Here is an 11,654-nt window from a genome sequence, read left to right as displayed (position 1 = left end):
TGAGGATGAGTCCGAACACCGAGGACGGTGAGAACACGGTGAACCCTGTCGACGACCCCACTCCCGATTTCGGGACGGTCACCGACGCCGGCCAGTTGGCCGCGCTCTTCGACTCCTCGCCCGAGGCCGGCCTGCTCGCCGTGCTCGAGGCGGTGCGCGGACGCAATCCCGAGATGGCGAAGTCCCTCCACGCGATTCTCTCCGACCCGGAGCGTATGCGTGCGCTGAAGGACAGCGGCCTGCTCGACGACCCGCCGACCCACAACCTCGACGAGACCATCCGGCTCACGATCGACGCCGTGGGCGTTCCGCATGTGGCCGTCAACCTCATCACCCCGGAGGAGCAGGCGACCGCGGCGATCGCCTTCCGCACCGGGAGCCCCGACGGTCCCAGCACCCGGACCCTCGTCAACTCACTCTGCGTTCTCCCGGTGGTCAGCGGTTCGCCGCTGATCATCGACGACATCGCCGACCACGCCCTCCTCGCCGATCATCCGACCGCCGTCAGCGGTGAGGTCACCGCCTACCTCGGCATTCCCCTCGCCGACGAGAACGGACAGGTGATCGGCACGTTCTGCGCCTGGGATTCCGAGCCGCACCACTGGTCGTCCGCGGAGGTACAGCTCATGTCCGATCTCTCGATCCTGGTCCAGGAACTCATTTTCGGTAGATGAGCGCTGTGTAAACCGCCGTGACCTGGCAGTGAGCTTTCGGTGCCCAACACGTGCCCGGTAGGCGCACACCAGACGGGCGGGTGCACCTACAATCGTCGTCACGGGGGCTGTTCTTTTTCGGATGGAGTGGACTTGTCGACCCGTGTATCGCAGGCCGAGATCCCGCAGACGACGCCGCGTGCCCCAGGGCCCGCGGCCGCCGGAACGAGACGCACTTTTCACGAGCTGATCCGTGATGATCCACTGAGCACGGCGGTGACCGTCTCGATCGACGCGCTGTCTGCGTCGATCGCCGTGGCCCTTGGGATCTGGTGGGTGACCGATGGCGACGGAGCGCATCCACCCTTGTGGACACTGGTTGCCTACGTTCCGATCCTCATCGCCATCTTCGCGGTACGAGGGGTCTATCGCCGGGGCCTGAACCGCCGGTTCCTCGACGAGGTCGGCAGGGTGATGACCGGGTGCACCATCGCCGCGATGATCCTGCTGTGCGTACTACTGCTGACCTGGGTCGACGACCGGCCCGGCGCCGCTGTGACCAAGGTGTGGGTGTCGGCGCTGTTCTGGGTTCCGTTCGGCCGCCTGATCCGCGACATCATCCAGCGGAACCTGCGCAAGAACGGTCACCTGTTGTCCCCCACCCTGATCATCGGCGACGGACCGGTCACCGCCCAGGTGGTGGGCCGCATGGTGTCCGCTCCGGAACACGGTCTGCGTCCGGTGGGCATCCTGGCCGCGGGCGCGCCACCCCGCGCCGATCGGGACGAGGGTCCGACCAACGAGGTCGCGCAACTCGGTGGCGTGGACGAACTCGACGAGGCGATCCGGGCCACGAAGGCGGAGGTCCTGGTGGTGGCCTTCGCGGTCACCAATGTCGAAAGACTCACCGCCGCCGTCCGGATCGCCCATCGGCACGGTGTCAAGGTGTGGATCGTGCCGCGGATGTTCGACGTCGTCGGACGCCGCAGCCGCGTGGACCACATCGGCGGCCTCCCGCTGATGTCGGTCCCACACACCAACCCGCGCGGGTGGCAGTTCCGCACCAAACACATCGGGGACCGGGTGGCCGGGGCCCTGATCCTGGCCGCGATCTCACCGCTGTTCCTCACGCTGATGCTGTTGGTCCGGTTGAGCTCGCCCGGGCCGATCTTCTTCGCGCAGCCCCGGGTGGGTCGCAACGCGCGGGTGTTCGACTGCCTGAAGTTCCGGTCGATGCGACCCGAGGACCCCGACGCAGAGAAGTTCAGACCCACCGCGGGCAGCGCCCCAGGTGGTGTCGAGGGCGTCGATCGGCGCACCAAGATCGGCAAGATCATGCGGTCCACGTCGATGGACGAACTACCCCAGTTGCTCAATGTGATCCGCGGGGACATGAGTCTGGTGGGTCCACGGCCCGAGCGTCCCGAGTACGTCTCGCTGTTCGAGGTGCAGATCCGACGGTACGGCGAACGCCATCGGGTGAAGGCCGGGGTCACCGGATGGGCGCAGGTGCACGGCCTTCGCGGTCAGACCTCGATTGCCGACCGCGCCGAGTGGGACAACTACTACATCGAGAACTGGTCGCTCTGGCTCGACGTCAAGATCCTGCTGCTGACCGTGCTGGCGGTGCTGAAGCGGGCGGAGTGAGCCGGAGCCCGGGTCATCAGAGCGTGGGACGCCGGGTGTCATACGCCGCGCGGTGCGGTATCCGTCCACGGTCGTCGCGGACGGCGACGATCACGGTGCGGACGACGAGGGCAAGCAGGACGATGCCACTCACGATCGCCAGAAGTGTTGCGGTCATGGTGACCTCCTTGCGCTCGAACGCATTGCGGCAGTGAGCATTGCACCACCGACGACGTGTGGGTGCATTCCTGTCGCGCACCCGTTGACCCGATGCCGACCATGGTTGCGCGCCGACGGGCGCGGGCGCCATTGATTTATCGGCGGTCCGGCCGTTGCGCCGACGTCGGTTACGGGCGATATGGTCGGCATCAATGAGCATCCGTCCGTCCACGCTCGACGCGGCCGTGCGATCCGGACACGTGTTACGGGTCGACGACGTCGACGGCCTCGCCCTGTCCGACCTCCTCGATTCGGTGTCTGCCGAGCTACCGGTGTTCCTGGACCACCGCGGGCCCACCGATCGCACCGCTCGCGAGGTCGTCCGCGAGATCCTCGACGCCCTCGAGGACATCGTCGGCGCACTCTTTCCCGTCTGGCTGGCGGGCCATGAGTCCGGGCTGCCGATCGACGCGGATGACGCCGAGGAAATGGCGCGCGCCCTGTGCCGCGACGCCGGCTTCCCGTCCCCTGCTGTCGTCCACCTGACACGAGCGGCCGCCGGTGCTCGTCGACCGGGATCGGGTCCCGCCGACGACGCCCGGGCGGGCGCACTGACGTTCCTCCTGAAACGGGGGTACGGTCGCGATTCCGTCGTCCTGGCGGTACGCGCCGACGCGGCTCTCCCCGAACGCGCGCAGCACGCCGCGGCCGCCGCGTACGAGTGGCTGGCGGACCACGCGAACCTCACCGTGTGGCTCACCGCCGACGCGCTGCCGGCCGTCACGCGGGTGCCGGCGATCCGGATCGGGGTCTCCGGCGGCCGGCGTCCCAGCCCTTCCCGGCCGGTCGATGTGCCGGACGACCCGTCTCCGGCGTCGGCCGCGCCCGTGCTCGTCGTGTCCCGCCCGTCGGGTAGACCGGCACCGCACAGTGTGGCCGAGCAGACCCTCGAGCGAGCCCTCGCGAGTGCGCCATGGGCGCGCGACCGCCAGTGGAACCGGAGTCCCCGTGACCTCGATCCGCTGACCCCCGCGGTGATCGTCGACCTGCTCTGGGCGACCGAACGGGTCGTCGTGGAGGTCGACGGCGCGGATCACCGCGGCCCGGTAAAGTACGCGCGAGATCGACGTCGCGACAACATGCTTCAGCGTGCCGGGTACCTCGTTCTGCGATACACGAACGACCACGTTCTCGATGACACGGCCCTCGTCGTCGCAGAACTGGCCGCCGCGGTCGCCGAACGCACTCGAGCACCGTCACGGCCGACGCCTGCCCGTCCCCCTTCGACCCGCGAGGAGCATCCGTGGACCACGCCCAGCTGACGCCGAACCAGAGTGCGGCGCTGTTCGTCCTGCTGGCCGAGTCACGTGAGCTCTCCAACCCCGAACTCAAAGAGTTCGGACCCACGCTCGACAAGCCGGCCCGTGATCATCTCAACGAGCTCGGCCTCGTCGACTCGCGAATCGGTGCCCGCAGAGCCTGGTTTCACACCCTGACCGACCGCGGCTGGGCGTGGTGCGCGGCCGAACTGACCTCCGCGCCGCCGACGAGATCGACGACGCCGATGAAGGCCATGTACGCGGTCCTCGCCGGCCTTGCCCGGTACCTCGACGACGAGGACCTCCGCCTGCACGAGGTCTTCGGCCGACCCCGGCGCCCGAACCGCGAGGAGGCCGGCACCCGGATCGAGGCCGCGCCGGCATCCGACCCGGCCTCGCTTGAACCTCGCGATCGGATCGCGGCGGCCTACCGCGCTCGGGTCTCCTCCGCGGGCGGCTTCGTCCTCGTCACCGATCTGCGCGCCGATCTACCCGATGTGAGCGTCGAGGTCTTCGACGCCACGATGGTCGGGTTCCAGCGTGAGCCCGGCGTCAGCCTCATCCCGCAGGAGAACCAGGCGCTGCTGACCCCCGCCGACCGGGCGGCCGCGGTGACGGTGGGCACCCAACCGTGTCACCTGTTCGCGATCGAGGAGATCTGATCCGATGGAAGCCGACGCCCGTCAGGCATTGGAGTCGATCCGGCTCAACTGGGCCGACACCCCCGACGACGTGTGGGGCACCGCCGACCCCTTCCACGTCGGCGGGCTGCACGAGGACACCATCGTCGACATCGTCCGCTCCTTCGACGACGCCCGGCGTTCGCCGTCGGGCAGTCCGATCGGGGTCACGGTGCGCGGTCCGGCAGGATCGGGCAAGACGCACCTCCTGGGTCGGGTCCGGTACCGCATCCAGGACGAGGGCGGCTACTTCTTCCTCGTCAAGCTGCTCGACGCCACCGACTTCTGGCGGTCGGTGCTCGTCGCGATCATCGAGGACCTCGGCCGGCCCACTCCTCGGCACCGCTCCCAACTGAACCAGCTTCTCCACCGCCTCGCGATCGACGCCGAGGTCTCGGACGAGACGCGTGCGGCGGTGACCGGTGGCGCACAGCTCACCCCCGCCGCCCTCGACGACTTCATCCGCGGGGTCTACACACGCCACTCCAGGCACCGGCGCCGCTCCCAGCACATCCTGCGCGCACTCGTACTGCTGGAGTCCGACGACTTCACAGCCAAGGACCTCGGCGAGGCGTTCCTGCACCTGGACATCGACGACGCGGACGAGCTCGCCGCGTGGGGTATCCGCAATGCACGGCTCGGCTATCAGGAAATCGTCGAGAACATCTCGCGCATCATCGCGTTCGACGACGCCGCGGTGCTGGCGATCGACCAGATCGACACCCTGATCGAAGCCGGCAAGACCGCCGAGGCAGGCGAGGAATCCCAGGTGGAGAAGCTGGCGCACGGCCTCATGTCCGTGCGCGAGACCATGAGTCGAACGACGTGTGTGGTCTCGTCGATCTCCGCGGCGTGGGAGTACCTCGCCGGACACGTCATGCGATCGGCGGTCGACCGGTTCCGGTTGCCACCCACCCTGCAACGGCCCGCCAGCGCCGATTTCGGCCGGCTCCTCCTGGCCCGGCGTTTCGCCCCCGGTTTCGCCGGGGTGGGATTCACACCGCCCCACCCCACCTGGCCGGTCACCGATACCGCGCTGACGACGGCGACCGACTACACACCACGCGAACTCATGGTGACCGTGGATCGCCAGATCGCGGCGATGCTCCGCAGCGACACCTTCGTCGAGATCACCGATCTCTCCGGGACCGCACCGGCGTCGTCGGCGCGCCGCGCGACGGTCACCACCACCGCGGACGGTCAGACCACACTCCCTGGATTCGACGAATCAGTCTCCGATACAGAGGTTCCCGCGGTCGACAGTCCGCCGGTTCGTACATCGTCGTCGACACCCGGCTCGTCGGAGCGTTCCGCATTCGGGAACATCGATCAGCGCTATGCGGAACTGATCTCGCGCGCTGACCCGCTACCCGCGCTCGTACCCGACACCGAGGACAGGATCGTCCCCTCCCTCCTCCATGCAGGGCTCGCAACCTGGATCCAGGCACTCTCCCAGGACGCCGACCGCTGGCAGCTCGACGCTCGGCCTGGCCCGAAAAGCCCTCTGCACGGACGCATCCGGCAACTCGTCGACCCGAACCGGGACATCGAGCAGTCGTGGAGCTTCCGCGCGATCGCCGCGTCGAACGCGCGCGCTGTCCAGACCCGCCTGTCGAGTGCGACGACGTCCTCCGGCTTCACACTCGGCGACGTCGAACGCACCCTGGTGATTCTCCGGCGGGACCCTTGGCCCACCGGCCCCAAGACCAGACAGATGGTCACCGAACTCCACGATCGCGGCGGGCGGGTCGTCGCCTGGACCGAGCGGGACATCAAACGTCTGAGTGCGCTGGCCGCGCTCCGTGCCGAACGGCCGTCTCGTCTCCGTGAGTGGATCTCCGCCCGCAATCCGGCGGCGGAGATCGGATTCATCACCGAGATCCTGGGCCCGGCACTCGAGGTGCCCGCGGCACAGGCACCGGCACCGCAGACACCGGCTTCCCACTCGAATCCGATTCCGGCACAGACCGAATCCGCCACGGCAGACGAGACGTCGACTTCGACGGCTTTTCGCGAGGCCGAGTCCCGAGGACACCGCTCCCCCGCCCCGCGGTCGGAGGCGGCGAGTCCGAACACCGCCGAATCACACGCGCGGACCACCACACCCGATGTCGGGGAGTCGATCACCCTCGGTCGCAGTGTCGCCACCGGTGAGGCGGTGACGGTCTCACTTCTCGCCCTGCGCAAGCATGTCGCGTTGTTCGCCGGATCCGGTTCGGGCAAGACCGTGTTGATCCGTCGCCTCGTCGAAGAGGCTGCGCTGCAGGGAGTCTCGTCGATTGTCCTGGACGTCAACAACGACCTCGCCCGCCTGGGGACACCGTGGCCCGACACCGACCCGCGCCCCTGGACACCCGAGGACCGCGAACGCGCCAAACGCTATCTGCAGGACACCGAGGTCGCGGTCTTCACCCCGGGCCGCGCGTCGGGGCGGCCGTTGAGTTTCCAACCGCTGCCCGACTTCACGACGGTGGCCGGCAACCCCGACGAGTTCCGCGCCGCGGTCGACTCCGCGGTCGGCGCGCTGATCCCGCACGCCCGCGCGACCGGCACCAGCGCGAAAGCCTACCGGCAGCAGGCGGTCCTACAGCAGTCCATGGAGGCCTTCGGACGCCGCGGCGGCGGCAGCCTGCAGGCGTATGTCGGCTTGCTGACCGAACTGCCCTCCGACGCCAGCACCCTCGCCGATGCCGGCCGGCTCGGCGCCGAACTCGCCGAGAACCTGAAGGCCTCGATGGCGATCGATCCCGTGTTCGGGGGCGACGCCGCACCGGCCGATCCCGGGTTCCTCCTCACTCCCACTGCCGGCTTCCGGGCCCGTGTGTCCATCGTCAATCTCGCCGGCCTCGGAACCGATGACCGGCGAGCCGGTTTCGTCAACCAGCTGCAGATGGCGTTGTTCGCCTGGATCAAGAAGAACCCGGCCGCCGATCGGCCGCTCGGCGGGTTGCTCGTCATGGACGAGGCGCAGAACTTCGCCCCGTCGGTGCGGATGACCGCGGCGTCGAAGAGCACCAGCGCACTGGCATCGCAAGCTCGCAAGTACGGCCTCGGCCTGATCTTCGCGACGCAGTCGCCCACCGGCATCGACAACAAGATCTCGGCCAACTCCTCGACCCAGATATTCGGGCTCCTCAACCATCCGACACAGATCGACCGCGCCAAGGAGCTCGCCGCCAACAAGGGCAGCAGGATTCCCGACATCGGCAAGCTGCCGGCGGGGACCTTCTACATCGCGAGTGAGGGTGGCCGTTTCACCAGGGCCGAGACGCCGCTCTGCCTCACCTACCATCCGTCGAGCCCCCCGACCGAGGACGAGGTCCTCGAACTGGCCCGCTCGACGACACCGCGCACTCGGTGACGGGCGATCCCGACTTCGCAGACGGCCGGCGGCGGCGATTGGCACAATGGACACCGTGCTCACGCTGACCGCCGGAGAGAACCGTCCGCTGCCGTCGACGGCCGTGACCGTCTCGGTGCGCTCGGCATCACCGGTGAACACCTCGGCGATCCTGCTCACCGACGCCGGCCGGGTCCGTTCCGATGCGGACCTCGTCTTCTACAACCAGCCCACCGGGCCCGGCGTCGGCTACCGTTCCGACGGCTCGGCCGACATCATCTCGATCGACACCTCCGCCCTGCCGCGGGAGATCTCCACGGTGGTCGTCGCGGCAAGTCTCGACGGGACCGGACCCACCAGTTTCGCCACCGCGGGAGCGCTCGCCGCAACGATGACCGGCGGCGGCGTGGAACTCACCTTCACCCCGTCCGGACTCACCAGCGAGGCAGCCGTCGTGTGCCTGGAGATCTACCGGCGCAATGACATCTGGAAGGTCCGGGCGGTCGGTCAGGGTTACGACGCAGGTCTTGCCGGACTGGCCACCGCCTTCGGCATCGCCGTCGACGACGAGCCCGCTCACGCGCCCGATCAGCCGCCGCGCGTCTCCGACCCGCAACCGTGGCCGCCGACGGGTTCGGCCGGCAATTCCGCCGCGCCACAGCAGAACATGCCGCCACCACCACCTGCCCCACCTCGACCACCGGTCACCGCGCAACCCCAGGGAGTACCCATGCACAGCGATCTGTTCGCGCCGTCTCATGCCGAGGTCACCGGGCAGGGCATCCAGAAGCAGGGCAGCAAGATGTGCCGGGTCGGACTCGCCGGCGAGGTGATGGCCCGCACCGGTTCGATGGTCGCCTACCAGGGCAACCTGAAGTTCGAGGCGCTGGGCTCCGGCGGTCTCGGCCGGATGATGCGCCAGGCGATGACGGGTGAGGGCGTGCCGCTGATGAAGGTCACCGGGCAGGGCGACCTGTTCCTCGCCGACGCCGCGTCGGACGTGCACCTCATCGACCTCGACGGTTCCGACGGCCTCACCATCAACGGCGCCAATGTGCTCGCCTTCGACTCCTCGCTCTCGTATGACATCGCCCGTGTGCAGGGCGCAGGCGCGATGAGCAACGCCGGACTGTTCAACTGCGTCTTCACCGGACGGGGCCGGATCGCCATCACCACCGACGGCACCCCGGTCGTCCTCAACGTCGATGCCGCGACCTACGCCGACCCGCAGGCCGCGGTCGCGTGGTCGTCGAGCCTGCGCACGTCGGTGAAGTCCAACGACTCGTTCAACATCGGCACCCTCATGGGACGCAGCACCGGCGAACGATTCACCCTCGAGTTCTCCGGACGGGGATTCGTCGTCGTGCAGCCGTCCGAGCTGCCGCCCGGCGGCTTCGTCGGTGGCACCGGCGGCGGGGGCGCGGCCGGTTCCGGGGCGGGCGGCATGCTGGGCGGGATCCTCGGCCGCTGATCCCCCTCGTAGCGAAAAGCGGTGCCATAGCCCATCTTTCGCTACGAAAACCGGCCGAAGGGTATCGTCGACGCCATGCCTGAAGCCAGTGCGACCGTCCTCGTCCGACAGCCCCTCATCACCGTCTGGGAATTCTGCCTCGTCCCCGAGCACGTCGCGGAGCTGACACCCGGCGTCGTCGGCGTCGAGACCGTCACCGCCGGGCCGGTGTCGGTGGGAACCGTCTGGCGGGGTCAGATGAAGGGGCTCGGACGCACAGTCGACTGGGCCGGCGAATTCACCCGGGTGGATGCACACACGGCCACCGAGTTCTCCTCGACGGAGTCACCGCTCGAGTTCGCCATCTCGGCGACCTTCGCCGAGGTTCGCCGCGGCGTCGAACTCACGTACCGCATCCGCAACGCCGGGGTCGGCGGTGCGATCGGCAAGGTCGCCGACGGGCTGGCGATCCGCGCGTACCAGCGGTCCCTCAGCTCCAACGCGAAGAAGCTCCCGCGCCTGATCGACGAGTGGGCCGCGACCCACTGACAGCAACAGCCCCACCTCGCGTGAACGAGGTGGGGCTGTCAGCGAAGCTGTAGCGAGAATGCGCGCTATGAGCGCATCGGTGCTACGAAATCCGGGGGGTGAGAGTCACCAGCTGGACTTCTGCACACCCGGCAGTTCACCGGCGTGTGCCATGTCGCGCAGGCAGATACGGCACAGGCCGAACTTGCGGAACACCGAGTGCGGACGACCGCACTTGTTGCACCGGGTGTAGGCCCGCACGGCGAACTTGGGCTTCTTGTTGGCCTTGTTGACCAGAGCCTTCTTTGCCATGTCAGTTGTCCTTAACGTTGTTGTCCTTGAACGGGAAGCCCAGGGCGCGGAGCAGCGCACGGCCTTCGTCGTCCGTGGTGGCCGACGTCACGACGGTGATGTCCATACCGCGGGGCCGGTCGATGTTGTCGATGTTGATCTCGTGGAACATCGACTGCTCGTTCAGGCCGAACGTGTAGTTGCCGTTGCCGTCGAACTGGCGATCGGACAGACCGCGGAAGTCGCGGATACGCGGCAGCGCGATGGACACGAGCCGGTCCAGGAACTCCCACATGCGGTCGCCACGCAGGGTGACGCGCGCACCGATCGGCATGCCCTCGCGCAGCTTGAACTGCGCGATCGACTTGCGGGCGCGACGGATCTCCGGCTTCTGACCGGTGATCTTGGCCAGATCCTCGACGGCACCGTTGATCAGCTTCGCGTCACGGGCGGCGTCGCCGACACCCATGTTCACGACAACCTTCACGACGCCCGGGATCAGCATCACGTTGGGGTATTCGAACTCTTTGTTCAGCGTGTCCTTGATCTCCTCGCGGTAGCGAGTCTTCAGGCGCGGCTGAATCTTCTCGGTAGAAGTCATGTCAGATGTCCTTCCCGCTCTTGCGCGAGATCCGGACCTTCTTGCCCGATTCTTCGTCGACGCGGTAACCGACGCGGGTCGGGTTGCCGTCGGAATCCACGACCATCACGTTCGAGACGTGGATCGAGGCTTCCTGGGTCACGATGCCGCCGGAGGAGGCACCGCGCTCGTTGGCCGACGCGGCGGTGTGCTTCTTGATGCGGTTGACGCCCTCGACGAGGACACGCTGGGTCTTCGGGAAGGCCTGGATGACCTTGCCCTTGGCGCCCTTGTCCTTGCCCGAGATGACGATCACGGTGTCACCCTTGTGGATCTTCATGTCAGATCACCTCCGGTGCCAGCGACACGATCTTCATGAACTTCTTCTCACGCAGCTCGCGGCCGACCGGGCCGAAGATGCGGGTACCGCGGGGATCGCTCTCACCCTTGAGGATGACGGCGGCATTCTCGTCGAAGCGGATGTAGCTTCCGTCCGCACGACGGCGCTCCTTGGTGGTGCGCACGATGACGGCCTTGACGACCTCACCCTTCTTGACGTTGCCGCCCGGGATGGCGTCCTTGACAGTGGCGACGATGACGTCGCCAATGCCGGCGTAGCGCCGCGAGGAACCGCCGAGCACGCGGATGCACAAGATCTCCTTGGCACCGGTGTTGTCGGCGACTCGCAGGCGGGATTCCTGCTGAATCACTCGTTAGTCTCCTTGACCTGGCTTCTTATGTACGGCGGATTTCCGACCCGACGCACACGGTCTGTTGCCACCGAAACACACGCCTGCCTGGGATTTTGGCCAGGCTGTGAGACCTGGACTCCGCCACCCAGTGGGTTCGTGAGCCGATTCGCGACACATCAGTGCCGCAGGCAACCCCACAAGTGTAGGGGAATGCCCAGGTCGGGGCCAAATCGGGGCGCCCGGGGGCGGTCCGGGGTTTCGGAACACGCCGGGTCGGGAAAGTTTCTCGAGCATTGACCCATCTGGGGTGCACCGCCACGCGAAGCACCCATGAGA

General features: G+C 67.8%; 12 protein-coding genes. 7 read left to right on the top strand and 5 right to left on the bottom strand.

Annotation, left to right across the window (positions count from 1 at the left end; all coding sequences use genetic code 11):
• Window positions 1-5: 5 nt before the first annotated feature.
• The gene (locus ACFW3F_RS16140; RefSeq protein WP_388059043.1) at window positions 6-674 is read left to right on the top strand and encodes a GAF domain-containing protein; all 669 of its coding nucleotides are present in this window, start codon (window positions 6-8) and stop codon (window positions 672-674) included.
• Between the two features lie 132 nt (window positions 675-806).
• Window positions 807-2,300 carry a sugar transferase gene (locus tag ACFW3F_RS16135; RefSeq protein WP_388059041.1) on the top strand — a complete coding sequence of 498 codons (1,494 nt, stop codon included), beginning with the start codon at window positions 807-809 and terminating at the stop codon, window positions 2,298-2,300.
• Between the two features lie 16 nt (window positions 2,301-2,316).
• On the opposite strand, the gene ACFW3F_RS16130 is transcribed toward ACFW3F_RS16135, so the two are convergent.
• Window positions 2,317-2,457 carry a hypothetical protein gene (locus ACFW3F_RS16130; RefSeq protein ID WP_388059039.1) on the bottom strand — a complete coding sequence of 47 codons (141 nt, stop codon included), beginning with the start codon at window positions 2,455-2,457 and terminating at the stop codon, window positions 2,317-2,319.
• A gap of 193 nt (window positions 2,458-2,650) precedes the next feature.
• Between ACFW3F_RS16130 and ACFW3F_RS16125 the strand changes: the two genes are divergently transcribed.
• The 5 genes from ACFW3F_RS16125 to ACFW3F_RS16105 all read left to right on the top strand — a co-directional run bounded on the left by ACFW3F_RS16125 (window position 2,651) and on the right by ACFW3F_RS16105 (window position 9,776).
• Window positions 2,651-3,760: a DUF559 domain-containing protein gene (locus tag ACFW3F_RS16125; RefSeq protein ID WP_388059037.1), complete on the top strand. Its 1,110-nt coding sequence runs from the start codon at window positions 2,651-2,653 to the stop codon at window positions 3,758-3,760.
• A complete protein-coding gene (locus ACFW3F_RS16120) occupies window positions 3,742-4,419 on the top strand; it encodes a MarR family transcriptional regulator (RefSeq protein ID WP_388059035.1) in 678 nt (225 codons plus the stop codon). Before ACFW3F_RS16125 ends, ACFW3F_RS16120 begins: the two co-directional genes overlap by 19 nt.
• 4 nt (window positions 4,420-4,423) lie before the next feature.
• Window positions 4,424-7,798 (top strand): helicase HerA domain-containing protein, encoded by a 3,375-nt coding sequence (locus ACFW3F_RS16115; protein ID WP_388059033.1) that lies wholly within the window; start codon window positions 4,424-4,426, stop codon window positions 7,796-7,798.
• A gap of 46 nt (window positions 7,799-7,844) precedes the next feature.
• Entirely contained in the window at window positions 7,845-9,248 is a 1,404-nt protein-coding gene (locus ACFW3F_RS16110; RefSeq protein WP_388059031.1) for an AIM24 family protein, read from the top strand.
• A gap of 75 nt (window positions 9,249-9,323) precedes the next feature.
• Window positions 9,324-9,776 carry an SRPBCC family protein gene (locus tag ACFW3F_RS16105; RefSeq protein WP_388059029.1) on the top strand — a complete coding sequence of 151 codons (453 nt, stop codon included), beginning with the start codon at window positions 9,324-9,326 and terminating at the stop codon, window positions 9,774-9,776.
• Window positions 9,777-9,881: 105 nt separating this feature from the next.
• Here ACFW3F_RS16105 and ACFW3F_RS16100 read toward each other — a convergent pair whose 3' ends face one another.
• From ACFW3F_RS16100 to rplN, 4 genes are read right to left on the bottom strand one after another with little or no spacing between them, the layout of a single operon-like run.
• Window positions 9,882-10,067 (bottom strand): type Z 30S ribosomal protein S14, encoded by a 186-nt coding sequence (locus ACFW3F_RS16100; RefSeq protein ID WP_004019490.1) that lies wholly within the window; start codon window positions 10,065-10,067, stop codon window positions 9,882-9,884.
• Window position 10,068: 1 nt separating this feature from the next.
• A complete protein-coding gene (rplE, locus tag ACFW3F_RS16095; RefSeq protein ID WP_388059027.1) occupies window positions 10,069-10,647 on the bottom strand; it encodes a 50S ribosomal protein L5 in 579 nt (192 codons plus the stop codon).
• Between the two features lies 1 nt (window position 10,648).
• On the bottom strand, window positions 10,649-10,966 hold the full coding sequence (rplX, locus tag ACFW3F_RS16090; protein WP_388059025.1) for a 50S ribosomal protein L24: 318 nt from the start codon (window positions 10,964-10,966) through the stop codon (window positions 10,649-10,651).
• Window position 10,967: 1 nt separating this feature from the next.
• The gene (rplN, locus tag ACFW3F_RS16085; protein ID WP_004019493.1) at window positions 10,968-11,336 is read right to left on the bottom strand and encodes a 50S ribosomal protein L14; all 369 of its coding nucleotides are present in this window, start codon (window positions 11,334-11,336) and stop codon (window positions 10,968-10,970) included.
• Between the last annotated feature and the right edge of the window lie 318 nt (window positions 11,337-11,654).

Source organism: Gordonia sp. NPDC058843, from assembly GCF_042743165.1.
GTDB lineage: Bacteria > Actinomycetota > Actinomycetes > Mycobacteriales > Mycobacteriaceae > Gordonia.
This window is presented reverse-complemented; position numbering and strand designations above follow the sequence as displayed.

What these genes read in the sequence shown, in the direction of transcription:
- rplE (WP_388059027.1), bottom strand. Translation starts at nt 10,647, where the DNA reads ATGACTTCTACCGAGAAGATTCAGCCGCGCCTGAAGACTCGCTACCGC.
- ACFW3F_RS16130 (WP_388059039.1), bottom strand. Translation starts at nt 2,457, where the DNA reads ATGACCGCAACACTTCTGGCGATCGTGAGTGGCATCGTCCTGCTTGCC.
- rplX (WP_388059025.1), bottom strand. Translation starts at nt 10,966, where the DNA reads ATGAAGATCCACAAGGGTGACACCGTGATCGTCATCTCGGGCAAGGAC.
- ACFW3F_RS16105 (WP_388059029.1), top strand. Translation starts at nt 9,324, where the DNA reads ATGCCTGAAGCCAGTGCGACCGTCCTCGTCCGACAGCCCCTCATCACC.
- ACFW3F_RS16140 (WP_388059043.1), top strand. Translation starts at nt 6, where the DNA reads ATGAGTCCGAACACCGAGGACGGTGAGAACACGGTGAACCCTGTCGAC.
- ACFW3F_RS16100 (WP_004019490.1), bottom strand. Translation starts at nt 10,067, where the DNA reads ATGGCAAAGAAGGCTCTGGTCAACAAGGCCAACAAGAAGCCCAAGTTC.
- ACFW3F_RS16125 (WP_388059037.1), top strand. Translation starts at nt 2,651, where the DNA reads ATGAGCATCCGTCCGTCCACGCTCGACGCGGCCGTGCGATCCGGACAC.
- ACFW3F_RS16110 (WP_388059031.1), top strand. Translation starts at nt 7,845, where the DNA reads ATGGACACCGTGCTCACGCTGACCGCCGGAGAGAACCGTCCGCTGCCG.
- ACFW3F_RS16115 (WP_388059033.1), top strand. Translation starts at nt 4,424, where the DNA reads ATGGAAGCCGACGCCCGTCAGGCATTGGAGTCGATCCGGCTCAACTGG.